Here is a 25695-nt window from a genome sequence, read left to right as displayed (position 1 = left end):
AGTTACGTGGGGCGGCCATCCGAGCGCGCTGGGTTCATCTGCGTTTGGAAGCCCGGCATTCGGCGCCGCTAACTAACCTACGGATAGTGCGATATCTGCATATGTTATTTTGCCTTAATTAAATTGCATGCAATTTAATTGCTCGCTACTTTGTTCGTCACCTCAAGCCCATTCAGGACGATTTCCCATGAGCAACGCACTTTTCGATATTCCGGTCACCACCATCAAGGGCGAGCAGAAGACTCTGGCCGACTTCGGCGGCAAGGCTGTGCTGGTGGTCAATACCGCCAGCAAATGTGGCTTCACCCCGCAGTACAAGGGCCTGGAGAACGTCTGGCAGCAATACAAGGACAAGGGCCTGGTGGTGCTCGGTTTCCCCTGCAACCAGTTTGGCAAGCAGGAGCCGGGTGACGAGGGTGCGATCTCCGAGTTCTGCGAGCTGAACTTCGGCGTCAGCTTCCCGCTGTTCAAGAAGGTCGACGTCAATGGCAGCGATGCTCACCCGCTGTTCGTGCAGTTGAAGAAGCGCGCACCGGGTCTGCTGGGCAGTCAGGGGATCAAGTGGAACTTCACCAAGTTCCTGATTGGCGAGGACGGTAAGGTGGTCAAGCGCTTCGCCCCGACCACCAAGCCTGAAGAATTGAGCAGTGAGATCGAAGCCCTGCTGAAATGAGCGCTTTCGATACCGCCGGGCTGCAGCTGGACAATCAGCTGTGCTTCAAGCTCTACGCCGCCTCGCGTGCGGTGATCCGTGCCTACAAGCCGATGCTCGACGCACTCGGCCTGACCTACCCGCAATACCTGGCGATGCTGGTGCTGTGGGAGTGGCAGGAGCGGGCGCCCGAGCAACCGACGCTCAAGGCGCTTGGGCAACGCCTGCAGCTCGACTCCGGTACCCTGACGCCGCTGCTCAAGCGCCTGGAGCAGATGGGCCTGGTGCAGCGTAGTCGCGCGCAGACGGATGAACGCGAGGTGCATCTGGCCCTGAGCGACGCTGGCAGGGCGGTGCAGGCTCAGGTCCTGCCACTGAAGGCGCAGTTGCTCTGCCAGTTCGGCGATCAGGATCTGCTGGAAATGGAAGGGCTGCGGCGCAGCCTGGATCGACTGCTGGCTCGGCTCAGCGACTGACCTCATCGGGCAGCCAGGTGTCGAGCATGACTGCCAGCTCTTCACGGCGGAAGGGTTTGGCCAGGTAATCGTTCATGCCGGCAGCGCGGCAGCGCTCGCGCTCGTCGGATAGCGCATTGGCGGTCAGGGCGACGATGGGCAACTCCGGCCAGCGGCCATTGCTGCGGATGCGTCGGCTGGCTTCGTAGCCATCCATCACCGGCATGTTGCAGTCCATCAGGATCAGGTCGATTGGCTCCTGCTCCAGCACCTCCAATGCTTCCGCGCCGTGTGCGGCGACCAGCACCTGATAGCCGAGCTTGGCCAGCATGCCTTTGGCGACCATCTGGTTGACCGGGTTGTCTTCGACCAGCAGCACGCGCGCCGTACTTTCCCGCGCGGGTTGCGCCTGGGCGCTGCTGTGCAGGTCGCCGTCTTCGCTGTGCAGGATATGCCGCAGCACCTGCAGCAGGCCGTTTCGCGCCAGCGGGCGGGCGATCTGCAGTAGCGGCATGAGGCGCTGCGCCTGCTCGTGTGGCAAGAAGTTGCCATAGGCGGTGACCAGCAGAACCGGCGTGCTGATCGCCGGGCGCATACCTAGCAGGCATTCCGGGCAATCGCTGATCAACAGGTCGGCATCCACACCGTGCAGGCTGGCATCGGTATCCAGGCGCTGATAACTCAGGCCCCAGGTTGGCAGCCACTTGCTGAGCATCTGCTGCAGGCCGCTACTGGCCGGTGTCATGGCCACGATGCGGCCTTGTAGTGACGGTTGTGAGCTGGCTTGAGCATGGGCGGGCAGCGGCAGTTGGGCGCAGAACTCGCTGCCGAAGCCCTCTTTCGACTGCAGCGTCAGCTGGCCTTGCATCGCTTCGCACAGGCGTCGCGTCAGCGCCAGGCCGAGTCCGGTGCCGCCGTATTCACGGGTGATACCCACTTCGGCCTGGGCGAAGGGCTGGAAAATGCGTGCTTGAGCATCTTCTGCGATGCCGATGCCGGTGTCGCGCACGCGAATGCTGATGCCTTCCTGACTGCAGGCGACGATCAGGTCGACGCGGCCGAAACGGGTGAATTTGAGCGCATTGGACAGCAGGTTGCTGACGATCTGGCGCACCCGTGTCGGGTCGCCCAGCACCTGGGTTGGCAGTGCCGGATCGATCAGGCAGGTCAGCTCTACCGCGCTAGCGGCATTCTGTGACAGCAGGCTGGCGGTTTCCTCGGCCAAGGCGCCGAGGTCGAAGGGAATTTCCTCCAGTTCGAGCTGGCCTGCTTCGAATTTGGACAGGTCGAGAATGTCGTTGAGCAGTTCCACCAGCACCTTGCCAGAGTCATGGGCGATGCCCAGTTGCTGGCGCTGTTCGGCGCTGAGCGGGCCGTCCAGGGCCAATGCGAGCATGCCCAGCAGGCCGTTGAGCGGCGTGCGGATCTCATGGCTCATGTTGGCCAGAAAGGCCGAGCGGGCCTGCGCCATGTTCAGGGCGGTGGTGCGCGCCACCTCCAGTTCGCGGTTGGACTGGCTGAGGCGGGCGTTGGTGGCCTTGAGCTCGGCAGTGCGCGCCGAGACGATGTTTTCCAGTTCGTTCAGGTACTGGGTCAGGCGGTCTTCGGCGTTGCGCCTTTGCTCGATCTCCAGGGCGATGCTCGACAGCTGGCGGTTGGTGACCTCCACCAGGGTGCCGATCTCGTCGCGCTCGTGGCCCTTGGGGCAGGGCACGGGGCGGTGCTGTGGGTCTTGCGGGTTACGTTCGCTGAGTGCACGAATCACCCCGGTCAGGGGCTTGGTCAGCATGAAATAGAACAGCACCAGCAGAATCAGCGACAGCAGCAGGCTGCGCGCGAAACCGGTGAGCAGAGTCAGCAGTGAACGTCTGAGAAAGTGACTGCCGAAGGCGTAGGTGTCGACTTCCAGGCGCAGAAAACCCAGGGCTTCGTTGGGCGCATGGCTGACGTGGAGCGGGTCCTGGAACTGCCGCTGAGCGCCGAACAGGCTGTCGCTGAATACCCGATAACGGCTTTCGCTACGTGGGCGGCTGACGCTGGCCAGGGCCAGGCCGCTGTTGTCGATCAGTTCGGCGCGGGTCACCGCGGGTGAGCGCAACAGGCCGAGGACCAGCTCCTGCGCCAGTTCTGCGTCGATGTTGTAGGCGATGCGGGCGGCGGGGTTGTGGCTGATTTCCAGCAGCGCGCGAATCTCGCGGTTGATGGACGCCTCTTCGCTGGCATAATCGACCGCCACCTGGGTGACGCTCAGCAGCGTACCAAGGATAAACGCCACCAGGACGGTCAGGCCGGCCTGTTTGAACGACAGGCGATTGGTGAGCGAAATGTCCATAAATGCGTGCGTGGTCTCTGATCCCTGGGCGCCTGCAAAGCATAGCTGATAGCGACCCTGTACTGGCAGAGCCTGCAACGTGCGGTTCTGCGCAAAAGGAGTAGTAGATCGTGGATTCCCGGTTACTGGATTTTCTTGCCCGCGCCGAGCAGGTGCTGGAGCGCATCGAGCCCTTGTTGCCCGCACTGCGCCCGCACGTGGACTGGAGCAAGTGTGTGGCGGCGCGCTGGGTGCGCGATGGTCGCAGTGGCTACCTGATGCCGCTGGATGTCAGCCTCGACCTGTCGCTGAGCGACTTGCTGGGTGTGGACGCCCAGCGCGAGCAACTGGCGCGTAACACCCGTCAGTTCGTCAGCGGCATGCCGGCCAACCACGCCTTGCTCTGGGGGGCGCGCGGTACCGGAAAGTCGTCGCTGGTGCGCGCCTTGCTCGCCGAACACGCCAAGGCCGGCCTGCGTCTGATCGAAATCGAACGCGATCACCTGGCCGACCTGCCGCGTGTGGTGGAGTTGCTGGCCGGGTTGCCGCAGCGTTTCGTGCTGTTCTGCGACGATCTGTCGTTCGAAGCGGGCGAGGGCGACTACCGGGTGCTCAAGAGCGTGCTCGACGGCTCGCTGGAGCAGGCGCCGGATAACGTGCTGCTTTACGCCACCTCCAACCGTCGGCATCTGGTGCCCGAGCATCAGAGCGATAACGAGAACTGGAAGCGGGTCGACGGCGAGCTACATCCCAACGAGGCGGTGGAGGACAAGATCGCGCTGTCCGACCGTTTTGGCTTGTGGCTGTCGTTCTATCCCTTCAGCCAGGATCACTTTCTGCTCGTCGTGCGTCACTGGGTTGACGTGCAGGCGCGTCAGGTCGGGCTCGACTGGAGCTGGGACGAGGCGCTGGAGAAAGCCGCCATTCGTTGGGCGCTGGGCCGCGGTAACCGCAATGGCCGCTGCGCCTATCAATTCGCCCGCCACTGGGTCGGGCTGCAACTGCTGGAGCAACAGGCATGATCGATCTTTCTCAGACGGGTGGTGATCTCAACGGTTACCCGCTGCTGAGTGCACAATTGCAGGCATTGCTTAGCGGCGAGCGCGACTTCATCGCCAATGCTGCGCAGTTTTCCGCCTTCCTGTTTCACGAGTTGGCCGACCTGAACTGGGCCGGCCTTTATCTGGTGAAGGATGGCGAACTGGTGCTCGGCCCGTTCCAGGGCAAGGTGGCCTGCGTGCGCATCGCCTTCGGTCGTGGTGTCTGCGGCGCCGCAGCGGCCAGCCTGCAAACGCAGCGAGTCGAGGATGTGCATGCCTTCCCGGGACACATTGCCTGCGACAGTGCATCGAACAGTGAGCTGGTGGTGCCTCTGGTCAAGGAAGGGCGCCTGATCGGCGTGCTGGATCTGGACAGCCCGTCGGTGGGGCGGTTCACCGAGGTGGATCAGGCCGGTATCGAAGCGCTGGCAGCGATATTCCTGGCCGCCAGCGACTGCTGAATACGCCTTTGGCGATGCGCGGAGCCTCGATCCGGTAGAGTGCGCCGCGCGCACCGCTGGCTTGAGACGTCGCCGAAGCTGATTTCGCAATAGGTGCGCACGGCGCACCCTGCGAAGCAGGCGTGTTCAGCGCTTGGCGCCGATCTTCTCCAGTGTGCGCAGTTCACGCGGCAGCAGTTGCTGTGTGGATGCGCGGGCCTTGATGCGCTCGTAGTGCGCCAGCAGGTTCGGCCAGCGGCCGGCATCCAGGGTTTCCCCGCCGTGCTCCATGTTGATCAGTTGGCTGGCCAGCGCCAGGTCGGCCATGGACAGTCTTTCGCCAAGGAAGTAGGGCGCGTCACCCAGCGTGGCCTCGAAATAGTCGAAGTGATTGGGCAGCTTGTCCTTGAGCGTCTGCTGCACCTTTTCCTCATCGCATGGCTGGCCCATGGTGGCTTTCAGCACGCGGTTGCGAAACACGGTGAAGGTACACAGCGGCGCCAACTCGTAGTCCGCGTATTTTTCCAGCCAGCGTACCTTGGCACGTTGCTCCGCACCGTCGCCATATAGCTGCATGTGCTCAGGGTAGCGCTCTTCCAGGTACTGGCAGATGACGCTGGAGTCCGCCAGCTTCAGGTCACCATCGCGAAAGGCGGGAATCCGGCCTAGCGGATTGAGCTCGCGAAACCAGTCCGGCTGGCCGAAGGGCATGACCACTTCGAGCTCGTAATCCAGGCCCTTTTCGATCAGGCACAGGCAGAGTTTGCGGACGAAGGGGGACAGGGGTGCCCCATAAACGGTCAGGCTCATTGCAGCTCCTATCGGCGGTCAACGTGGTTGACTGAGCGAAGGCGGTCGTTTGCTCAGTCGTAGATGTTCTTCTTCTTCCAGTCGTCTTCCAGGTCCTTCAGACCTTCGGTCAACTGGCTGGGTTCATCCGCTGTGGGTGCGCTGTTGTTGAGCACCATGGCATTGGCGCGCGCCAATTGCTCTTCGAAACGCTTGAGCTGCGTCTGATAAGGGGCCGGGTCAGGTTGCTTGCGCAGGTACTGCACGCCGCGTTCGAAGGCCAGGCGGGCCTGGCCAGGTTGGTTCTGCTGCATGGCCGTCTGGCCCAGGGTGCTGAAGAACTCGATGTGCACAAGCACCAGCATCTGACGAATCTGCTTGAGCCAATGCTTGCCATCGTTGGCGGGCAACAGGCCACCCTGTGCCGAGCTGGTGATCAGGGCGTGCAGGTTTTCCAGCAGGAAACGTACATCCTTGGCCTTGGCTTCGTTGGCGATGGGTTGTGGTGGGTTCTTCACAGGGATGGATTCGCCCTGAGCGATCTGGGCCTTGAGGGTGTCGATATCGTTCTGCAGTTTGGTGTTGTGCTTGTCCAGCGGTAGCAGGCGTTCGCTGACTTGCAGCTGCAACTGGCTCAGCAGCAGCTTCAGTTGCGGTGTCATCAGCTGTCCAGGCATGCGTTCGGAGATATCCTGGCAGCGACGAATGCGGTCGAGCAGATCAGCGCGCTGGCGCGCTTTCTCCAGCTTGCTGTTCTCGACGGCGTGGTTGACGTAGGCAATCACCATCAGCAGGGCGATGCCGCCGACGATCAGCATGGTTATCACGAGTGCGGACACTGCTTGGGACCTCTCGAGAATCGACTTTTCGACCGAGTGTAGTGGCTTGGCTGCATGGCTCCTAGTGGCATATCGATTTATGGGCTGAAGTCTTTGATTTTAAAAATTTTTTAGAGAGAGGTTGACGACCCTCGAAAGGCTCCATAGAATGCGCGCCACTTCCAGCGCAATGCTAGAAACAGAGCGAAGGAAGCCGGAAAGTTGCTTGATGTTCCGGGGTGTGTCCCCTTCGTCTAGTGGCCTAGGACACCGCCCTTTCACGGCGGTAACAGGGGTTCGAGTCCCCTAGGGGACGCCACTTTCAAGCTGTAATGCGGGAATAGCTCAGTTGGTAGAGCACGACCTTGCCAAGGTCGGGGTCGCGAGTTCGAGTCTCGTTTCCCGCTCCAAAATTTGGAAATGCTGCTTCGGCAGGATTTCAAACGAAGTTCCAGGTCCCCTTCGTCTAGTGGCCTAGGACACCGCCCTTTCACGGCGGTAACAGGGGTTCGAGTCCCCTAGGGGACGCCACTTCAAGTTGTACCGCGGGAATAGCTCAGTTGGTAGAGCACGACCTTGCCAAGGTCGGGGTCGCGAGTTCGAGTCTCGTTTCCCGCTCCAAATAAACGAAAACGCCGCTCAATCGAGCGGCGTTTTCGTTTCTGTCGTTTGTACAGGCACAAAACAAAAGGCCCGCCGGTTTACCGTGCGGGCCTTTTGTTTATCGGCAGATCAGTGCTTGGAGCTATCGGTGGGCATGGCCAGCAGTTGCTTTTCCTGGTTCCAGTCGAAGGGTTCGTCGTTCTCTTCGGCTTCGAAGCGGCGCTCGTCGAGGGCCTGGTACAGGGCGATTTCCTCGTCGGGCATGAAGTGCAGGCAGTCGCCGCCGAAGAACCACAGCAGGTCGCGCGGCACCAGGTGGGCGATTTGCGGGTAGCGGTGGAAGACCTGGCTGATCAGGTCCTGACCGAGGTACTGGCTGGATACCGGGTCGCTCGGCAGTTCGGCGAGCAGTTCGTCGTAGCGCTCGAGGAACAGGGCATGGCTGTCGTCGAGCACCTGCTCGGCTTCGCCCAGGGCGACGAGAATGCCGCGCAGGTGGTTGAGCAGGGCGAGGTGGTGTTCGAGATGGCTGGCCATGGTGCAGGTTCCTGAAGGGTAAAACGGGCGCAGGAGTATAGAGTTCCTGGCGCCCGCTGTCCTGCATAGCTGGCTTTCGCGGGAGGGGCTTTCGGCTCGGGCATCCTGCTTCGCTCTACCTCCTGCATCCCTGCAGTCGTAGCCGCGATGCAAGAAACTCGCGGCTAAAGCCCCTCCCACAAGCGGTTCGACTCAGCGCACCTTGCCGCGGCTCAGCTTGAGTTCTTCCTTGGCGAAGTCGTCGACATCGATCACCCGGCGACGCGCCGCTTCGGCCGCTTGCAGGCGTTGGCCCTGCTCGCCGTCGAGGATGCCGGCAGCGATCGCCGCTTCGATGGCATCCTGACCCGGCGCCGGTTGCAGGCTGCCATCCTTGAGCGCCTGGTGCAGGCGCTTGCGCGCATCCTGACTGGCCTGCACCAGGTTCAGCGCATGCTGCAGGGCGCCAACCGAATCCTGATCGGCCTGCGGGCGATAGCAGCCTTCCAGTACCGACTCCAGGGCCGGGTCGCCGGCCTGGCGACCGATGATCGCGGCCACTTCGGCGTCCAGTTCGTCGCTGGGGCCTTGATGGCGGCGGCCCAGCGGGAACACCAGCACTTTCAGCAGGCAACCGAACAGGCGGTTGGGGAAGTTGCTCAGCAGGTCATCCAGCGCTTGCTCGGCATGATGGAGGTTTTCCTCCATGGCCCAGCGCAACAGCGGACGAATCGCTTGCGGGTAGTCCAGGTCGTGGTAGCGCTTGAGCGCGGCCGAACCCAGGTAGAGGTGGCTGAGCACGTCGCCCAGGCGCGCGGACAGGCGCTCGCGACGCTTCAGGTCGCCGCCGAGCAGCATCATGCTGCTGTCGGCGCACAGGGCGAAGGCCGCCGCCAGGCGGTTGAGCGCGCGGTAGTAGGGCTGGCTGAGGTCGTCGCCGGGCACCTGGCCCAGACGGTTCAGGGTCAGTCCCAAGAGGAAACTGCTGGCGGCGTTACCGACGGCGAAGCCGATATGGCTCATCAGCAGTGAGTCGAACTCGGCCAGTGCCTGGTCCTTGTCCTCGCGGTCGGCCAGGGCCATTTCCTTGAGCACGTAGGGATGGCAGCGAATGGCGCCCTGGCCGAAGATCATCAGGTTACGCGAGAGGATGTTGGCGCCCTCGACGGTGATGAAGATCGGCGCACCCTGCCAGGAGCGGGCCAGGTAGTTGTTCGGGCCCATGATGATGCCCTTGCCGCCATGCACGTCCATGGCGTGGCCAATGCACTCGCGGCCGCGTTCGGTCAGGTGATACTTGAGGATCGCCGAGAGCACCGAGGGTTTCTCGCCCAGGTCGACGGCGTTGGCGGTGAGGATGCGCGCGCTGTCCATCAGCCAGGCGTTACCGCCGATGCGCGCCAGGGCTTCCTGGATGCCCTCGAAGGCAGCCAGCGGCACGTTGAACTGCTCACGCAGTTGCGCGTACTGGCCGGTGGCGAGGCTGGTGAACTTGGCCGCGCCGGTGCCGACCGCCGGCAGCGAGATGGAGCGACCGACCGACAGGCAGTTCATCAGCATCATCCAGCCCTTGCCGAGGTACTCCTGGCCACCGATCAGGTACTCCAGCGGAATGAACACGTCCTTGCCCGAGTTCGGCCCGTTCATGAAGGCTGCGCCCAGTGGCAGGTGGCGACGGCCGATTTCCACGCCGGGGGTATCGGTGGGAATCAGCGCCAGGCTGATACCGAGGTCTTCCTTGTCGCCCAGCAGGTGATCCGGGTCGTAGGCCTTGAAGGCCAGGCCGAGCAGGGTGGCCACCGGGCCGAGGGTGATGTAGCGCTTCTCCCAGTTCAGGCGCAGACCGATCACTTCCTCGCCGTTGTACTGGCCCTTGCAGATGATCCCGGTGTCCGGCATGGCGCCGGCGTCGGAGCCGGCCAGCGGGCCGGTGAGGGCGAAGCAGGGGATGTCCTCGCCACGCGCCAGGCGCGGCAGGTAGTGCTGGCGCTGGGCGTCGGTGCCGTAATGCAGCAGCAGTTCGGCCGGGCCGAGGGAGTTGGGCACCATCACGGTGGAGGCCAGGTCGCCGCTGCGGGTCGCCAGTTTCATCGCCACCTGCGAGTGGGCATAGGCGGAAAAGCCCTTGCCGCCGTATTCCTTGGGAATGATCAGGGCGAAGAAGCCGTGTTGCTTGATGTGCTCCCAGGCTTTCTCCGGCAGATCCATCTGCTGGCCGACCTGCCAGTCGCTGATCATCGCGCAGAGCTCTTCGGTGGGGCCGTCGATGAATGCCTGTTCTTCTTCGCTCAGCGTGGCCTTGGGATAGGCCAGCAGCCTGTCCCAGTCCGGCTTGCCGCTGAACAGTTCGCCATCCCACCAGACGGTGCCGGCTTCGATGGCGTCGCGTTCGGTTTCCGACATTGGCGGCAGCACGCGCTGGAACCAGGCGAACAATGGGCGGGTGAACAGTTGCCGGCGTAGATCGCCGAGCAGGATGAACGCGGCGACGGCACCGGTGACGATCCACAGCAGCAATTGCAACCAACCCGGTACCGGGCTGAGCAACGCCATGGCCACCAGGTAGGCTGCGGTGATGCCGAGGGCAGGTAGGGCGGCGGTACGGCTATGGGCCAGGTAGGTGACCCCGAGCAGCAGAACCAGCAACCAGATGACGAGCATGTGCATTCCTCCATGATTCGAGCGGGCGACGCCCCGAGCATAGCGCTAATTGGCGGCAGGGGCGGTGAGCTTGGCCGGATCGTCGTCAGCGTGGCGCAATCGACGGGATTAGACTGAAGCGAACTTCAGGAGTACCCGTTATGCAGACCTGTCTACGTCCCGGCCGCTTCATTGACAGTGACCACCCAGCGGTAGTCGAGTTCGCCGAGCGTTGGCGTGGCGCCTCACGAGAACCGATCAGTCAGGCTGTGGCGCTATATCTCGCGGTACGTGACGAGATTCGTTACAACCCCTATGCCTTCAGTCTCGATGCGCAGACATTGAAGGCCAGCCATGCGCTGGCGAGCGGTGAGTCCTACTGCGTACCCAAGGCCAATCTGCTCGCTGCTTGCGCCCGGCATTGCGGCATTCCCGCGCGTATCGGCCTGGCCGATGTGCGCAATCACCTGTCCACGCCGCGTCTGCTGGAGCTGCTGCGCAGCGAGGTGTTCGCCATGCACGGCTATACCGAACTCCATCTGAACGGGCGCTGGGTCAAGGCCACGCCGGCGTTCAACGAGGCGCTGTGCCGGGTATTCAAGGTAGCGCCGCTGGAATTCGACGGCGTGCATGACAGCGTCTTCCACCCCTACAACGACAAGGGCGAGCGGTACATGGAGTACCTGCATGACCACGGCCAGTTCGAGGATCTGCCCGAGCAGCTGTTCTTCGAGCATCTGCGCGTCTGTTATCCGCACCTGTTCGAGGCCGGTGCGTTGCAGCTGAGTGGCGACATGCAGCGTGAGGTCAGTGTTATCGACTGAGTCGATAATCAAGATCGGCAGGACGGCCTTTTCTCCGCGCGTCAGGGTAGGTAGGGTGCATGCCAGCAATGAGCGGACGAAACACGCAGTTGCAATCGAGCGCCTTCGCCCTCATCTATAACGACCTCACTCTCGCGCGGGAAACCCCATCTTCATGAGCTCCGCCCTGACCATTCGCCAGTTGACCAAGACCTACGGAAACGGCTTCCAGGCCCTGCACGGCATCGATCTGGACGTTGCCGAAGGGGACTTCTTCGCCTTGCTCGGCCCCAACGGCGCCGGTAAATCCACCACCATCGGCGTGCTCTCCACGCTGGTGAACAAGAGCAGCGGCACGGTCAGCGTGTTCGGCCATGACCTCGACCGCGAACCTTACGCGCTCAAGCGCTGCCTGGGCGTGGTGCCGCAGGAGTTCAACTTCAACCAGTTCGAGAAGGTGTTCGACATCGTCGTCACCCAGGCCGGCTACTACGGTATTCCGCGTTCGATCGCCAAGGAACGCGCCGAGCAGTACCTGACTCAGCTCGGCCTGTGGGACAAGCGCGACGTGGCCTCACGCGAGCTGTCCGGCGGCATGAAGCGTCGCCTGATGATCGCCCGTGCACTGGTGCACCAACCACGCCTGCTGATCCTCGACGAGCCCACCGCCGGGGTGGATATCGAGCTACGCCGTTCGATGTGGAGCTTCCTCACCGAGCTGAACAAGCAGGGCACCACCATCATCCTGACCACCCACTACCTGGAAGAGGCCGAGCAGTTGTGCCGCAACATCGGCATCATCGACCACGGCCGTATCGTCGAGCTGAGCAGCATGAAGGATCTGCTGAAAAAGCTGCACGTGGAGACCTTTCTCTTCGACCTCAAGGATTCCTACAGCTCAGTGCCGACGCTGCAAGGCTATCCGGCACGCCTGGTCGATCACCACACCCTGGAAGTGCAGGTGGAGAAGAGCCAGGGCCTCAACGCGCTGTTCCAGCAACTGGCGCAGCAGCAGGTCGAGGTGCTCAGCCTGCGTAACAAGAGCAATCGCCTCGAGGAGCTGTTCGTCTCCCTGGTGGAAAAGAACCTGGCCAAGGTGGCGCAATGACTTCTCAGTACCTCAACAGCGAATTCGCCGCCAACCTGGTGGCCCTGCGTACCATCGTTCACCGTGAAATCCGCCGGTTCGTGCGTATCTGGCCGCAGACCCTGCTACCGCCGGCGATCACCATGGTCCTGTACTTCGTGATCTTCGGTAACCTGATCGGCCGGCAGATCGGCGACATGGGGGGCTTCAGCTACATGGAGTACATCGTGCCGGGGCTGATCATGATGTCGGTGATCACCAACAGCTACGGCAACGTGGTGTCGAGCTTCTTCGGCAGCAAGTTCCAGCGCAACGTCGAGGAGTTGCTGGTGTCACCGGTGTCACCGCACACCATCCTCATCGGCTTCGTTGTCGGTGGCGTGCTGCGCGGGCTGGCGGTGGGCTTCATCGTCACGCTGCTGTCGTTGTTCTTCACCCACCTGCAGGTGCATCACCTGGGCGTGACCGTGCTGGTGGTGCTGCTGACGGCCACCATCTTCTCCCTCGGTGGCTTCGTCAACGCAGTGTATGCGCGCAACTTCGACGACATTTCGATCATCCCGACCTTTGTGCTGACACCGCTGACCTACCTGGGCGGGGTGTTTTACTCGATCACCCTGTTGCCGCCGTTCTGGCAGACGGTATCGCTGGGCAACCCCATCCTGCACATGGTCAACGCCTTCCGCTACGGCATTCTCGGGGTGTCCGATATCCGTATCGGCGTGGCCATCGGCTTCATGCTGCTGGCCACGGCCGCGCTTTACACGCTGTGCATCCGCTTGCTGGTCAGTGGCCGCGGCATGCGTCAGTGACGTTTGCCGCTCATGTAGGAGCGGATTTACCCGTGGTTCTCGCGGCGCAACCGCGCCTGAAGGGTAATGTGTAGCCCGGATGAAATCCGGGGATGGCTGCTGTGCCCCCTGGATTTCATCCGGGCTACGGTTGAATGCTCACGGCTAAAGCCGCTCCTACAGAATGTGGCGGCGACCGAAAAAACATAGCGAAATAACTTGCGCATCTGTCAGTGACGCAGCAGCCGGTTAGACTCCGCCTCTACCGAAAAAAAGGGGTTGATCATGACCATGCTGTTGCGTGCTCTTCCATGGTTGTTGCTGGGTACCTTGGTTGCGCCTGTGAGTGCAGCCGACGGCCCAATGGTCGAGGTCGTCTCAGTGCGGCAGGTGGAGGTACGTGACGAGCTGATCACCTTCGGTTCGCTGCGCTCCGACGAGTCGGTGATGATTCGGCCGGAAGTCGAAGGCCGCCTCGCCACCCTGCATTTCCGCGAGGGCCAGGCGGTGACCGCTGGCGACCTGCTGATCAGCCTCGATGATGCGATTGCCCGCGCCGAATTCGCCCAGGCGCGTGCCAATCTTGATCTGGCCGAGAAAAACCACCAGCGTGCGCAGATGCTGTTCCAGCGCGGTGCCAGTAATGCCCAGGCGCTGGACGAAGCACAGAGCCAACTGCAGGCCGCGCGTGCCAGCCAGGCCCTGGCCCAGGCGCGGCTCGACAAGACCCAGATCAAGGCGCCGCATGACGGTACGCTTGGCCTGCGCCAGGCCAGTGTTGGTGATTACCTCAGTGCCGGGCAGAACATCGTCAATCTGGAAGTGCTCGACCCGCTCAAGGTCGACTTCCGTATTCCGCAGAAGGCCGTGGCCCAGGTGCGCCTCGGTCAGACCGTGGAAATCACCCTCGACACCTATCCGGGCGAGCGCTTTCGCGGCGAAATCTTCGCCATCAACCCACGTCTGGACGAAGCCGGGCGCAGCCAGGCGATCCGCGCGCATATTGGCAACGATGACCGCCGCCTGCGTCCGGGCCAGTTCGTTCGCGTTTCGGTGATTCTCGAAGAGCGGCCCAATGCGCGGGTGATTCCCGAGGAAGCGGTGATGCCGCAGGGTGACAAGTTGCTGGTCAACCTGGTGGTCGATGGCAAGGTCGAGCGTCGTGAGGTGACGCTGGGTAAGCGTTTCGACGGGCTGGTCGAAGTGCGTGAAGGCCTGCAGGGCGACGAAACCATCATCAGCGCCGGTTGGCAGCGTGTGCGCGAGGGGCTGGCCGTGCGTACCAAGAGCGGGGAGCGCCAGCCGTGACACTCTCCGACGTCTGCATTCGCCGGCCGGTATTCGCCACCGTTCTGTCGCTGATCGTGGTGCTGCTGGGGCTGATGGCTTACGACCGCCTCAACGTGCGCGAATACCCCAATATCGACGTGCCCATCGTCACCGTGCAGGTCACCTATCCCGGCGCGAGTCCGGAAATCATGGAGTCGCAGGTGGCGCAGCCGGTGGAGGACGTGCTCTCGGGTATCGAAGGCCTGGATTTCGTTACCTCCATCAGCCGCGCGGAAAACACCCAGATCACTGCGCAGTTCCGCCTCGGCCGCAGCGCTGATGAGGCCGCCAACGACGTACGTGATCGCCTGGGTCGGGTACGCAGCCTGCTGCCGGACGAGGTCGACGAGCCCATCGTGCAGAAGGTCGAGGCCGACGCTCAGCCGGTGATCTGGATCGCTTTCCACAGTCAGCAGCACAGCGCCATGGAGATCACCGACCTGCTCGAGAGGGTGATCAAGGACCGCCTGCAGACCATTCCTGGCGTATCGGAAGTGCAGGTGCGCGGCGCACGTACCTTCTCCATGCGCATCTGGCTCGACCCGGAAAAGCTCGCCGCACACAACCTCACCGTGCAGGATGTGGAGGCCGCGTTGCGCCGGCAGAACGTGGAAATTCCGGCTGGTCGCATCGAGTCACGCGAGCGTGAGTTCAGCGTGTTGTCGGAAACCGATCTGCGCACTCCCGAGCAGTTCAACGACCTGATCCTCGACGACTCGCAAGGTTACCTGCTGCGCCTGTCCGATGTTGGCCGCGCCGAAGTGGGGCCGCGCGACGAACGCACCGTGGTGCGCTTCAACGGTTTGCCTGCAGTGACCCTGGGCCTGGTCAAGCAGGCCACGGCCAACCCGCTGGATATCTCCGACGGCCTCGAGGCTGCCTGGGACGACGTCCAGGCGTTGCTGCCCGATGGCATGAACATGACCGTGGCCAATGACAACTCGCAATTCATTCGCGCCTCCATCGACAACGTTTTCACAACGATCTGGGAGGCGGTGGCGCTGGTCATCCTGATCATCTTCATCTTCCTGCGTTCGCTGCGTGCCACGCTGATTCCGCTGGTGACCATCCCGGTCTCGTTGATCGGCGCCTTCGCCCTGATGTCGCTGATGGGCTTCACCATCAACACCCTGACCCTGCTGGCCATGGTTCTGGCCATCGGCCTGGTGGTGGACGACGCCATCGTCATGCTGGAGAACATCCATCGCCATATCGAGGCCGGGATGAAGCCAGTGCAGGCTGCCTTCAAGGGCAGTCGCGAGATCGCCTTCGCGGTGATCGCCATGACCCTGACCCTGGCTGCGGTATTCGCACCTATCGGCTTCATGCAGGGCACCACCGGCAAGCTGTTCACCGAGTTCGCCTGGACCCTGGCCGGCGCCGTGCTGGTCTCGGGTTTTGTCGCGTTGACGCTGACGCCGATGATGTGCGCGGTGATGCTCAGAGCGCATCAGCACGAACAGCGCCATGGACGCGTGTACAACCTCATCGAAGGCTTCCTCAACGGCCTTACCTACAACTACAAGCACAGCCTGGATCGTGCGCTGCGCGCCTGGCCGCTGGTGCTGGGTGTGCTGTTCGGTGCCTTCGTGCTGTGCGCCTGGCTGTTCGGCGGGTTGCGCTCGGAGCTGGCGCCAACCGAGGACACCGGCACCATCGTTGGGGTATTCAATGGCCCGGACGGCGCCACCATCGACTACACGGCGCGCTACGGCCGCGAGGTCGAGGCGGCTTACGCGAGCATCCCGGAAACCAATCGCTATCTGATGATCGCCGGTTTCCCCACCGTGGCCCAGGGCATCTCCTTCATGAAGCTGGAGGACTGGAGCGACCGCTCGCGTACCCAGTTCGAGATTCGCAACGAGTTGTTGCCGCAGTTGCAGGACATCGCCGGCATGCGCGTGACGCCGGTCAACCGCCCGCCGCTGGGGCAGAGCGCGCGTAACCAGCCGATCAACTTCGTCGTGCGCTCGTCCATGGAATATGCCGAGCTGCAGGGCTATGTCGACCAGCTGATGGAGCGCATGCGTGATTATCCGGGGCTGGAAGGGCTTGATAGCGATCTCAAACTCAATTCGCCGCAGCTCAAGATCACGGTCAACCGTGAGCAGGCAACGGCGGTTGGCACCGATGTATCGGTGATCGGGCGCAGCCTGGAAAGCCTGTTCGGCAGTCGCCAGGTGACCCGCTTCAAGCAGAACGGCGAGCAGTACGACGTCATGGTGCAACTGCAGGATATCGACCGCAGCAACCCGCAGGACCTGGATCGGGTCTATGTGCGTGATCGCGACGGCGGCATGGTGCAACTGTCCAACCTGATCGAGGTGCGCGAGACCGTGGCGCCGCGCGAGCTCAATCACTTCAACCAGCTGCGTGCGGTGACCATCAGTGCCAACGTCGGCACCGGATATACCCTGGGTGAGGCGCTCAATTATCTGGAAGTCGCCGCCCGTGAGGTATTCCCACCGGAGACGCAATACGACTACACCGGCACTTCGCGCGACTTCAAGGAGTCCAGCTCGGGCATCCTGCTGATCTTCGCCCTGGCACTGGCGTTCATCTTCCTGGTGCTGGCGGCGCAGTTCGAGAGTTTCAGTGACCCGTTGATCATCCTGTTCAGCGTGCCCCTGTCGATGGCAGGCGCCTTGCTGGCGCTGAAGCTGTTCGGCGGCACCTGGAATATCTACTCGCAGATTGGTTTGGTGACCCTGATTGGCCTGATCACCAAGCACGGCATCCTCATCGTCGAGTTTGCCAACCACTTGCTGCGCGAGGGCAAGGCGCTACGTGAAGCGGTGATCGAGGCCTCGGTGCAGCGCCTGCGGCCGATCCTGATGACCACCGGCGCCATGGTACTCGGCTCGCTGCCGCTGGCCATCGCCAGCGGAGCCGGCGCGGAAAGCCGTCAGCAGATCGGCCTGGTGATCGTCGGCGGATTGCTGGTCGGCACCTTCTTCACCCTCTACGTTATTCCGACGCTGTACCTGCTGCTGCGCCGCTGGGCGCCGCTGCGCAAGATCGAGGACGAGCCGGTGGCGGTCTGAATCCTGTAGGAGGCGCTTTAGCGGCGAGCTTTTGCGGCCTCTCACAGTTCACTGGGCTACTGATTTTTGTTGTAGGAGCGAGCTCCGCTCGCGAAGCTGCTGGCTGTAAGGCGATTCGCGAGCAGAGCTCGCTCCTACACGTGTTTGGCGTGGTGCTTCGCGGGTGCGACGCGGCGCTCAACCCGTTAAACTCGCGCGGTTTTTCGCCACCCTGGATTACCCGCCATGCAGCACCCCGCCGAACATTCCCCGCTGGGTAAGTCCAGCCAGTACATCGCCGAGTACAGCCCCGAACTGCTGTTTCCCATCTCGCGTACCACCAAGTGGGCGGAGCTGGGCCTCGATGGCGCCAGCCTGCCGTATCAGGGCGTGGACTACTGGAACTGCTACGAACTTTCCTGGCTGCTGCCGTCCGGCAAGCCGGTAGTGGCCATCGGTGAGTTCGCCATTCCTGCAGACTCGCCGAACATCATCGAGTCGAAGTCTTTCAAGCTGTACCTCAACTCCCTGAACCAATCGGCTTTCGCCACTTGGGGTGAGCTGCAAGCGACGCTGGTACGTGATCTGTCGGCAGTGGCCGGCAAGCCGGTGGCGGTGCGCCTGCGCTCGCTGGCCGAGGTTTCTGAAGAAGGCGTGGCGACGCTGCCGGGTCAGTGCATCGATGAGTTGGACATCCGCGTCAGCCAGTACGATCACCCGCAGCCCGAGCTGCTGCGTTGCGATGCTGGTCGTGTGGTGGAAGAGAGCCTGCACAGCCACCTACTCAAGTCCAACTGCCCGGTCACCGGCCAGCCGGACTGGGGCAGTCTTGTCGTGCAGTACCGCGGCGCGGCGCTGGATCACGCCAGCCTGCTGGCTTATCTGGTGAGCTTCCGCCAGCACGCCGATTTCCACGAACAGTGCGTGGAGCGCATCTTTCTCGATCTGCAGCGCCTGCTGCAGCCGCAGTTTTTGACTGTCTATGCGCGTTATGTGCGTCGCGGCGGGCTGGATATCAATCCGTATCGCAGTACCGAGGCGATCACGCCGGAAAATGGCCGCCTGGCGCGCCAGTAGCGCATGAAAAATGCCGCCAAATGGCGGCATTTTCTTGAGTTGCTCGATGTTAGGCGGGGCAGGGCATTCAGATGCCCATATTGGCCAGGCTCTGCATGATGTTGCGCAGGGTGCCTGCGAGGGTAGGGTGGCTGGCCTCGAAACGTTCCACCGCCAGATTGACGCCATCGACCAGCGTAGCGTCAGGCGCTGAGGCTGCTTCACGAGCCAATTGCACTTCGATTTCCTGGGTCAGCAGGTAAAGCGATGCGCGTTCTTCCTCGCTGAGCGGTGTGTCCTGGGCCAGGTGTTGCTGGAGGGCTTCCAGTTGCTGCTGCAGGTCGCTTGCTGGCATAGAGTTCTCCTTATCGAATCAGCTTAGGCATTGACCCCCAGCGGCGCTGGAAGTTTTCAACCCGTACCTGAAGGTTAATCCAAGCGGGCCGGCTTTGCCTGATCCGAGTCAAAGGCTCAGGGCTTTTCGCCCTTGCTCCGGCGCACGCCGATATCGTCCAGGCTGGCCTCGATTTCCCCCAGGTGATCGACCACCGAATGCACACCCAGACGATAGAGTTGCAGCGTGGCCTGGGCGCGCAGGTGTTCCTGATCGCTCGCGTCAAGTGCCTGCCAGTCGGCCAGGGCGTAGCCGCAGAGTGGGCCGCAGGCAGCCAGGCCGATGGTCCAGCAGCCGGCATTGAGCCCGGCTTGCAGCAGCAGCGGATTACCGCTGACGACAATGCAGCCATCCAGGCGCTCGACGTCCAGCTGGCTCAAGGCTTGCCAGCAGCTGTCTGGTGCCGGCCACGGCCTGGCCTGGTGCGCCAGTACCGCTTCGATGGGCGTTGGTAGCGCTTCGGCCAGGCGCAGGCTGGCATCGGCTGGCAAGTCGTCCAGCCAGGCGCAGGGCGTGTCGGTGGCATGCAGGTTTTGCAGCAATTGTGCTGCACCTGGGGTCAGCTCGGCATGGTCGCCAGCCACCTCGCTCAGGGTCTGTTGCAGTGCTTGCCGTTGTGCTGCGGTTGGCGGCTTGCCTAACCAGGCGTCCAGTGTCTTTTGCGGCGTAGCCGCGAGGTTCGGGGGCGTGTGCTCGGGATGTAGTCGTTGCAGCGCGACGGGTAGCGTGCGGGCGCCGAAGTCGACCAGGCAACCGGACAGTTGAAGGATCAGGGCGGTGCAGGGGGTGGGCATGGGATCATCCGTGGCATTGGCCTAGGCCAATCTAACGCCGAAGGATGACCGTAATGTGACCGCTAGGTGACGTTGAACAGGGCGCGTACATGCTCCGGCAGGGCCACCGATCTGCCGCTTACATGGTCGATCCACACCAGTTTGCAGTAACCCTCACCGTAGACCGTGAGCGGGTCTTCGACGGTGGCTAGTCGGTGTTCGATCACCAGGCTGCTGCGCCCCGCCGCGCCAGCCCGCAGTTCCACCACCACGGTGGCGGGGTGTATTACCGGTTTCAGGTAAGTATGTTGGGTTTGCAGTACCACCGGACCGAACGGCACGTTGCTCATCGGCACGCCGGCCAGCTCGAACCAGGCGACGCGGGCCTCTTCCAGATACTGCATGTAGATGATGTTGTTGACATGCCCGTAGCTGTCCATGTCGCCCCAGCGCACGGGGATGTGTGCAGTGTGCAGCAAGGTCTCGTTGGTCATCGCTTTTCTTCGCTATGCTGCCCAATCAGGGCTCCAGGCTTTATACTACGCGGCATTCGGCCCGCTGGCGGTGGCCACATTATTTTCCTCAAGGAGAGATTTAAATGCATGTGATCGGTGCTCGCTGGATCTCGCGCCTGGGTGGCCTGATGGCCCTCGTCGGCCTGAGCCTGCTGCCTGCGATGAGTCAGGCGGCTTCGGAAGAAGATCCTTGGGAAAGTTTCAATCGTCCGATCTTCCGCTTCAACGATACCGTCGACACCTATGCACTGAAGCCGATCGCCCAGGGTTACCGGGCTGTCACGCCGCAGTTTCTCGAAGATGGCGTGCATAACGTGTTCGGTAATATCGGCGACGTTGGCAACCTGGCCAACAACCTGCTGCAGGGCAAGCTGCACAACGCCGGCGTCGATACCGGTCGCCTGATCTTCAACACCACCTTTGGCGTACTGGGCTTCTTCGACGTGGCCAAGCACATGGGCCTGCGCAAGAACGACGAAGACTTCGGTCAGACCCTTGGCGTCTGGGGCCTGAACAGCGGCCCTTACCTGGTCATCCCGCTTCTCGGCCCAAGCACCGTGCGTGATGCCACTGGTCGAGTACCGGACAGCTTTCTGACGCCGTATCCGTACATGGACCACGTGCCGACCCGTAATGTCACCCGTGGCGTACAGGTGGTCGACACCCGCGCCAACCTGTTGCAGGCCGAGCGGCTGGTCAGCGGCGACAAGTACATCTTCATTCGCAACGCCTACCTGCAGAGCCGTGAGTTCAAGGTCAAGGATGGGCAGGTCGAAGACGATTTCTAAGCCCTGTCGATACGAAAAAAGGCGGCCTCTGGGCCGCCTTTTTCGTAAATGCAGATTTCAGCTCATGGAGATGATTGCCAGGCCCAGCGACTGACGACCGTCGCCCAGATCGCCTATTCGCACCACCTCGGCCTGGGCGTCGAGGCCGGCGAGTTCACTGTGCTCTGAAGGGATGTGGACCTTGACCTTGTCGCCCATGCTCAGGGCCGCTTCAGCCTCGATTTGCATGCCGGTACTGGAAAGATCCAGGCACAGTGCAGGGATTTCCTGGCCTGCATGATGGAGGACGACTGCAGCTTCCAGTCGCATGCGGATGTAGTCGCGTTTCTCGCTGTACGCTCGATCATTCTGACTCATGGACCCTGTCCTCTTCTTATGAGCTCTCCCGCGGCTCTTATAACCCTCGTCGATTTGACCTGTAAAGCCGCCGAACGACGACCGGTCCCGGCTTGAATCGGCCGGCAGATGGGAGTACCGTCTGCCCCTTGAAATCGCCCTGGCGCCATAGATGCGGCGCCGCGCCATGGGCAGTGACCAAAATTGCCCTGGCGCAGTTTGCCTGGATACCCCATGCACAAAACCAGTGCCACTCTGCTGATCATCGACGACGACGATGTCGTACGTGCAAGCCTCGCGGCGTACCTCGAGGACAGCGGCTTCAAGGTGTTGCAGGCCAACAACGGTTTGCAGGGGCTGGAAGTGTTCCAGCAGGAAGGCCCCGACCTGATGATCTGCGATCTGCGCATGCCGCAGGTCGACGGTCTTGAACTGATCCGACGTATCAACGCGCTGGGTGTCGAAGTGCCGGTGATCGTCGTTTCCGGCGCCGGCGTGATGAACGATGCCGTTGAAGCCCTGCGTCTCGGCGCTGCCGACTACCTGATCAAACCTCTCGAAGACCTGGCGGTGCTGGAGCATTCGGTGCGCCGCGCGCTGGACCGTGCGCGTCTGCGCGTCGAGAACCAACTCTATCGCGAGAAGCTGGAAGCGACCAATCGTGAGCTCCAGGCCAGCCTGCATCTGTTGCAGGAGGACCAGAACGCCGGTCGTCAGGTGCAGATGAACATGCTGCCGGTGACGCCCTGGCAGGCCGATGGACTGAACTTCGCGCACCAGATCATTCCGTCGTTGTACCTGTCCGGTGATTTCGTCGATTACTTCCGTATCGACGATAGGCGCATCGCGTTCTATCTGGCCGATGTCTCCGGCCATGGTGCGTCCTCGGCATTCGTCACCGTGCTGCTAAAGTTCATGACCACGCGCCTGCTCTACGAGTGGCGGCGTGGCGGTACGCTACCGCAGTTCAAACCCTCCGATGTGCTCGGCCACATCAACCGCGGCCTGATCAACTGCAAGCTGGGCAAGCACGTGACCATGCTCGGCGGTGTGATCGACGAGGAGAGCGGCATGCTCACGTACAGCATCGGTGGGCATCTGCCATTGCCGGTGCTGTTCGAGAATGGCCAGGCGCGTTACCTGGAAGGTCGCGGCCTGCCGGTCGGTCTGTTCGAAGAAGCCGAATACGGCGATCTGGTGATGCAGCTGCCGGAGTCTTTCAGCCTGACCCTGCTCTCCGACGGCATTCTCGACCTGTTGCCGGGCGACACGCTGAAAGAGAAGGAATTGGCGCTGCCACAACTGGTTAGCCAGGCTGGCGGTACGCTGGGTGGTTTGCGTCAAGTTCTCGGTCTGGCCAATCTGGGCGAGATGCCGGATGATATCGCCTTGCTGGTGTTGAGCAGGAACCTTGCATGAATCCTGGGATAAGCCCCGGTCGCATCCAATTCGCCGAACAGGATGGAACCTTCGTCCTGAAGTTTGTCGGTGAAGTCCGTCTGACGCTGTGTTCAGCTCTGGATGCCACGATTGAAAAGATTTTTACCGCGTTGAATTTTTCGGCCATCGTCATCGACCTGACCGAAACCCGCAGTATCGACAGCACGACTCTCGGGTTGCTGGCGAAGCTGTCCATTCTGTCGCGGCAGAAGGTGGGCCTGTTGCCGACCGTTGTCACCACTCACGACGACATCACGCGTCTGCTGGAGTCCATGGGGTTCGACCAGGTGTTCAACATCGTCGACCGGCCGATTCCCTGCCCGGATTGCCTGGATGATCTGCCTTCGCAGGATCAGTCCGAAGAGGTGGTGAAGGCCAAGGTGCTGGAAGCGCACCGCATTCTGATGGGGCTTAACGATTCCAATCGCGAGGCTTTTCACGATCTGGTCAGTGCACTCGAGCGGCACTGACCTCTCGCTTTCTGTAGGGTGCGTCATGCGCACCGACTCCTGCAAAGAAAGTCGCTGGTGCGTATGGCGCACCCTTGGGTTTGATCGCGCAGTATTGAAAAGGGGCGTCAGCTTGGCTGATGCCCCTTTGTCATTCAGGCCCTTGCGGCCAGCAGGGCTTCGAGTTTTTCCTGATCGCGGGCGAACAGGCGGATGCCTTCAGCCAGTTTCTCGGTGGCCATGGCGTCTTCGTTCAGTGCCCAGCGGAAGCCGCCTTCATCGAGGCTCTGGCGAGGTTCGCCGGTAGCGCCAGGGGCAAGCTGGCGACTGAGTTGGCCATCGTCCTCAGCCAGTTTCTGCAGCAGGTCGGGGCTGATGGTCAGACGGTCGCAGCCGGCCAACGCTTCGATCTGACCGAGATTGCGGAAGCTCGCACCCATCACCACGGTGTCGTAGGCATTGGCCTTGTAGTAGTCGTAGATACGCGTGACCGATTGCACGCCTGGATCTTCGCTGCCCACGAAATCACGGCCCTCGGCCTTCTTGTACCAATCGTAGATGCGCCCCACGAACGGCGAGATGAGGAATATGCCGGCATCGGCGCAGGCTTGCGCCTGGGCGAAGGTGAACAGCAGGGTCAGGTTGGTCTGCACGCCGGCTTTTTCCAGCTGTTCGGCGGCGCGGATGCCTTCCCAGGTCGAAGCGATCTTGATCAGTACGCGCTCGCGGCCAATGCCCGCTTTTTCATAAAGACCGACCAGGCGCTCGGCGCGGCGCAGGGTTGCGTCGGTGTCGAATGACAGGCGTGCATCGACTTCGGTGGAAATGCGGCCTGGAATCACCTTGAGGATTTCCTGGCCGACGGCCACCGCGAAGTGATCGCAGGCCGATCCCAGGTCTCCATTGCCGGCACTCACGGCCTGATTCAACAGATCGGCATAACGGGGCAGGGCAGCCGCCTTGAGCAGCAGCGAGGGGTTGGTGGTGGCATCCACCGGTTGCAGGCGGGCGATGGCGTCGAGGTCACCGGTGTCGGCGACTACGGTAGTGAACTGCTTGAGTTGTTCCAGCTTGGAGGTCATGACGAGGCCTTGTCGTTGCAGATGACATGACCTTACCCGAGGCGCTGCAAGCGCTCAACGGTCGGATCACTGACAAAATTTACCTTTTCGGGCTGCGCTTTTTGCTGGCTCGTTCGTCTTTAGTAATGACGGGGCGTGAGAACGCACCGAAGTCGGTGGAGTCCGACTTTAGACGAGCTGCCAAGGAGCCCGAACATGTCGACCCAAACCCTGCTTTCTCGTTCAGTTTCCGCAGGCCCGGATACGCGCCAGTGCCGTGAGTGGCTGCAGGCCGCCGGGCTACGCTTCAGCATGCCCAGGCTCAAGGTGGTGGAGGCGCTGTGCAGCGCCAATGATGAAGAGGGTGTGTCCGCGCGCGAGCTGCATCGGCAACTGAGCGATGCCGGCGAACCGCTGTCGCTGGTCAGCGTGCGCCAGGTGTTGCGCCGCATGGAGGAAAACGGCTTGGTGCAGACGACAGGGCGTAGCCGCTATCGCCTGAGCGCGCCGGATTAATGCCCGCGTAGCAGTTCAGCCGCCTGGTCGAGCAGCGCCAGCGGGTCTTGCACCTTGTGAATGTCCACCGACAGCAGCTGGCGGAAGCGCCGCGCACCTGGGAAGCCTTGAGCCAAGCCCAGCACGTGACGGCTGACGTGATGCAGAGTACCGCCCTCGCGCAGATGTTGCTCGACGTAGGGCTTGAGTGCGAGCAGGGCGTCCATGCGGGTAATACCCGGGTCTTCGGCGCCAAACAGGCGGCTGTCCACCTGCGCCAGCAGGTAGGGATTGTGATAGGCCTCGCGACCAAGCATCACGCCGTCGAATGTCTGCAGGTGCTGCTCGCATTCCTCAAGGGTCTTGATGCCACCGTTGAGGATGATCTCCAGGTCGGGGAAGTCCTGCTTGAGTTGAGCTGCCACGTCGTAGCGCAGCGGCGGAATCTCGCGGTTTTCCTTCGGCGACAGGCCTTCCAGGATGGCGATACGCGCATGCACAGTGAAGCTGCGGCAGCCGGCGTCGCGCACCTGGCCGACGAAATCGCACAGCTCGGCATAGCTGTCACGGCCATTGATACCGATGCGATGCTTGACCGTCACCGGAATGCTCACGGCGTCCTGCATGGCCTTCATGCAGTCGGCTACCAGCGCCGGATGGCCCATCAGGCAGGCGCCGATCATGTTGTTCTGCACACGATCACTGGGGCAGCCAACGTTCAGGTTCACCTCGTCATAGCCGTGTTCTTCGGCCATCTTGGCGCAGGTCGCCAGGTCCTGCGGGTTGCTGCCACCCAGCTGCAGCGCGATGGGATGTTCACATTCGCTATAACGCAGGAAACGCTCGCGGTCGCCGTGGATCAGTGCGCCGGTGGTGACCATCTCGGTATAGAGCAGGGCGTGCCGCGACAGCTGACGGAGAAAGAACCGGCAGTGGCGGTCCGTCCAATCCATCATCGGGGCGACGGAGAAGCGGCGGGATAGGGCGGTGCGGTTGGAATCCTGGGACATGGGACGCTGTGACGGGCTGAAAAAAGGCTGCGTATTCTAGCAGCAAGGCCGTGTGGGGCGGGCTTTTGTTGCTGACCAACC

General features: G+C 62.2%; 25 protein-coding genes and 4 tRNA genes. 18 read left to right on the top strand and 11 right to left on the bottom strand.

Annotated elements, in window-relative coordinates:
• Positions 1 to 187 precede the first annotated feature (187 nt).
• The gene (locus tag INS93_RS10395) at positions 188 to 673 is read left to right on the top strand and encodes a glutathione peroxidase (RefSeq protein WP_021490593.1); all 486 of its coding nucleotides are present in this window, start codon (positions 188 to 190) and stop codon (positions 671 to 673) included.
• Positions 670 to 1128, top strand: coding sequence for a MarR family winged helix-turn-helix transcriptional regulator (locus tag INS93_RS10390; protein ID WP_192981568.1), 459 nt, complete (start codon positions 670 to 672; stop codon positions 1126 to 1128). The genes INS93_RS10395 and INS93_RS10390 overlap by 4 nt, the downstream gene beginning before the upstream one ends.
• On the opposite strand, the gene INS93_RS10385 is transcribed toward INS93_RS10390, so the two are convergent.
• On the bottom strand, positions 1118 to 3439 hold the full coding sequence (locus INS93_RS10385; RefSeq protein WP_192981565.1) for a response regulator: 2322 nt from the start codon (positions 3437 to 3439) through the stop codon (positions 1118 to 1120). The genes INS93_RS10390 and INS93_RS10385 overlap by 11 nt on opposite strands.
• A gap of 110 nt (positions 3440 to 3549) precedes the next feature.
• Between INS93_RS10385 and INS93_RS10380 the strand changes: the two genes are divergently transcribed.
• Both INS93_RS10380 and INS93_RS10375 read left to right on the top strand, forming a co-directional pair.
• A complete protein-coding gene (locus INS93_RS10380) occupies positions 3550 to 4440 on the top strand; it encodes an ATP-binding protein (RefSeq protein ID WP_192981563.1) in 891 nt (296 codons plus the stop codon).
• Positions 4437 to 4919, top strand: coding sequence for a GAF domain-containing protein (locus INS93_RS10375; protein WP_160017714.1), 483 nt, complete (start codon positions 4437 to 4439; stop codon positions 4917 to 4919). Before INS93_RS10380 ends, INS93_RS10375 begins: the two co-directional genes overlap by 4 nt.
• 126 nt (positions 4920 to 5045) lie before the next feature.
• Here the strand turns inward: INS93_RS10375 and INS93_RS10370 are convergent, their stop codons facing one another.
• Together INS93_RS10370 and INS93_RS10365 are read right to left on the bottom strand one after the other, a co-directional pair.
• Positions 5046 to 5708 carry a glutathione S-transferase family protein gene (locus INS93_RS10370; protein ID WP_192981561.1) on the bottom strand — a complete coding sequence of 221 codons (663 nt, stop codon included), beginning with the start codon at positions 5706 to 5708 and terminating at the stop codon, positions 5046 to 5048.
• 53 nt (positions 5709 to 5761) lie between these two features.
• Positions 5762 to 6505 (bottom strand): hypothetical protein, encoded by a 744-nt coding sequence (locus tag INS93_RS10365; protein WP_192981946.1) that lies wholly within the window; start codon positions 6503 to 6505, stop codon positions 5762 to 5764.
• A 243-nt stretch (positions 6506 to 6748) separates the two neighbouring features.
• On the opposite strand from INS93_RS10365, the gene INS93_RS10360 reads away from it, so the two are divergent.
• From INS93_RS10360 to INS93_RS10345, 4 genes are all read left to right on the top strand, one after another.
• A tRNA-Glu gene (locus INS93_RS10360) sits at positions 6749 to 6824 on the top strand.
• 15 nt (positions 6825 to 6839) lie between these two features.
• Positions 6840 to 6915: transfer RNA gene (locus INS93_RS10355), tRNA-Gly, on the top strand.
• A gap of 45 nt (positions 6916 to 6960) precedes the next feature.
• Positions 6961 to 7036: transfer RNA gene (locus INS93_RS10350), tRNA-Glu, on the top strand.
• Between the two features lie 14 nt (positions 7037 to 7050).
• Positions 7051 to 7126 (top strand) — tRNA-Gly (locus tag INS93_RS10345).
• A 111-nt stretch (positions 7127 to 7237) separates the two neighbouring features.
• Here INS93_RS10345 and INS93_RS10340 read toward each other — a convergent pair.
• Both INS93_RS10340 and INS93_RS10335 read right to left on the bottom strand, forming a co-directional pair.
• Entirely contained in the window at positions 7238 to 7645 is a 408-nt protein-coding gene (locus INS93_RS10340; RefSeq protein WP_192981560.1) for a PA2817 family protein, read from the bottom strand.
• A gap of 192 nt (positions 7646 to 7837) precedes the next feature.
• Entirely contained in the window at positions 7838 to 10285 is a 2448-nt protein-coding gene (locus INS93_RS10335) for an acyl-CoA dehydrogenase (protein ID WP_192981558.1), read from the bottom strand.
• A gap of 140 nt (positions 10286 to 10425) precedes the next feature.
• On the opposite strand from INS93_RS10335, the gene INS93_RS10330 reads away from it, so the two are divergent.
• From INS93_RS10330 to queF, 6 genes are all read left to right on the top strand, one after another.
• Complete coding sequence (locus tag INS93_RS10330) at positions 10426 to 11088, top strand: transglutaminase-like domain-containing protein (protein ID WP_079783481.1); 663 nt, start codon at positions 10426 to 10428, stop codon at positions 11086 to 11088.
• 154 nt (positions 11089 to 11242) lie between these two features.
• Entirely contained in the window at positions 11243 to 12175 is a 933-nt protein-coding gene (locus INS93_RS10325) for an ABC transporter ATP-binding protein (RefSeq protein ID WP_021490584.1), read from the top strand.
• Positions 12172 to 12966, top strand: a complete 795-nt coding sequence (locus INS93_RS10320; protein ID WP_160017727.1) for an ABC transporter permease — start codon at positions 12172 to 12174, stop codon at positions 12964 to 12966. The genes INS93_RS10325 and INS93_RS10320 overlap by 4 nt, the downstream gene beginning before the upstream one ends.
• A 264-nt stretch (positions 12967 to 13230) precedes the next feature.
• Positions 13231 to 14253 carry an efflux RND transporter periplasmic adaptor subunit gene (locus tag INS93_RS10315; RefSeq protein WP_160017728.1) on the top strand — a complete coding sequence of 341 codons (1023 nt, stop codon included), beginning with the start codon at positions 13231 to 13233 and terminating at the stop codon, positions 14251 to 14253.
• Positions 14250 to 17318, top strand: a complete 3069-nt coding sequence (locus tag INS93_RS10310; protein ID WP_192981555.1) for an efflux RND transporter permease subunit — start codon at positions 14250 to 14252, stop codon at positions 17316 to 17318. The genes INS93_RS10315 and INS93_RS10310 overlap by 4 nt, the downstream gene beginning before the upstream one ends.
• Positions 17319 to 17543: 225 nt before the next feature.
• Positions 17544 to 18374 carry an NADPH-dependent 7-cyano-7-deazaguanine reductase QueF gene (queF, locus tag INS93_RS10305; protein WP_192981553.1) on the top strand — a complete coding sequence of 277 codons (831 nt, stop codon included), beginning with the start codon at positions 17544 to 17546 and terminating at the stop codon, positions 18372 to 18374.
• Between the two features lie 67 nt (positions 18375 to 18441).
• Here queF and INS93_RS10300 read toward each other — a convergent pair whose 3' ends face one another.
• From INS93_RS10300 to INS93_RS10290, 3 genes are all read right to left on the bottom strand, one after another.
• Positions 18442 to 18708 (bottom strand): DUF4404 family protein, encoded by a 267-nt coding sequence (locus INS93_RS10300; RefSeq protein ID WP_021490580.1) that lies wholly within the window; start codon positions 18706 to 18708, stop codon positions 18442 to 18444.
• Between the two features lie 116 nt (positions 18709 to 18824).
• Positions 18825 to 19541, bottom strand: a complete 717-nt coding sequence (locus tag INS93_RS10295; RefSeq protein WP_192981551.1) for an HAD family phosphatase — start codon at positions 19539 to 19541, stop codon at positions 18825 to 18827.
• Positions 19542 to 19603: 62 nt separating this feature from the next.
• Positions 19604 to 20014, bottom strand: coding sequence for an acyl-CoA thioesterase (locus INS93_RS10290; protein ID WP_192981548.1), 411 nt, complete (start codon positions 20012 to 20014; stop codon positions 19604 to 19606).
• 104 nt (positions 20015 to 20118) lie between these two features.
• Here INS93_RS10290 and INS93_RS10285 point away from each other — a divergent pair, with 104 nt between their 5' ends.
• Positions 20119 to 20823 carry a VacJ family lipoprotein gene (locus tag INS93_RS10285; protein ID WP_192981545.1) on the top strand — a complete coding sequence of 235 codons (705 nt, stop codon included), beginning with the start codon at positions 20119 to 20121 and terminating at the stop codon, positions 20821 to 20823.
• A 57-nt stretch (positions 20824 to 20880) separates the two neighbouring features.
• Here INS93_RS10285 and INS93_RS10280 read toward each other — a convergent pair whose 3' ends face one another.
• Entirely contained in the window at positions 20881 to 21180 is a 300-nt protein-coding gene (locus INS93_RS10280; RefSeq protein ID WP_192981542.1) for a PilZ domain-containing protein, read from the bottom strand.
• Positions 21181 to 21393: 213 nt separating this feature from the next.
• On the opposite strand from INS93_RS10280, the gene rssB reads away from it, so the two are divergent.
• Together rssB and rssC are read left to right on the top strand one after the other, a co-directional pair.
• Positions 21394 to 22578 (top strand): two-component system response regulator RssB, encoded by a 1185-nt coding sequence (gene rssB, locus INS93_RS10275; RefSeq protein WP_160017735.1) that lies wholly within the window; start codon positions 21394 to 21396, stop codon positions 22576 to 22578.
• An 8-nt stretch (positions 22579 to 22586) separates the two neighbouring features.
• Positions 22587 to 23069, top strand: a complete 483-nt coding sequence (rssC, locus tag INS93_RS10270; protein WP_026088796.1) for an anti-sigma factor antagonist RssC — start codon at positions 22587 to 22589, stop codon at positions 23067 to 23069.
• A 134-nt stretch (positions 23070 to 23203) separates the two neighbouring features.
• Here the strand turns inward: rssC and tal are convergent, their stop codons facing one another.
• Positions 23204 to 24130: a transaldolase gene (gene tal, locus INS93_RS10265; protein ID WP_192981539.1), complete on the bottom strand. Its 927-nt coding sequence runs from the start codon at positions 24128 to 24130 to the stop codon at positions 23204 to 23206.
• 195 nt (positions 24131 to 24325) lie between these two features.
• On the opposite strand from tal, the gene INS93_RS10260 reads away from it, so the two are divergent.
• Positions 24326 to 24625, top strand: coding sequence for a transcriptional repressor (locus INS93_RS10260; protein WP_160017737.1), 300 nt, complete (start codon positions 24326 to 24328; stop codon positions 24623 to 24625).
• Here INS93_RS10260 and dusA read toward each other — a convergent pair.
• Positions 24622 to 25614 carry a tRNA dihydrouridine(20/20a) synthase DusA gene (dusA, locus tag INS93_RS10255; RefSeq protein ID WP_192981536.1) on the bottom strand — a complete coding sequence of 331 codons (993 nt, stop codon included), beginning with the start codon at positions 25612 to 25614 and terminating at the stop codon, positions 24622 to 24624. The genes INS93_RS10260 and dusA overlap by 4 nt on opposite strands.
• Positions 25615 to 25695: the final 81 nt, after the last annotated feature.

It is taken from the genome of Pseudomonas sp. EggHat1, from assembly GCF_014892995.1.
Classification (GTDB): Bacteria; Pseudomonadota; Gammaproteobacteria; order Pseudomonadales; family Pseudomonadaceae; genus Aquipseudomonas; species Aquipseudomonas chaetocerotis.
This window is presented reverse-complemented; position numbering and strand designations above follow the sequence as displayed.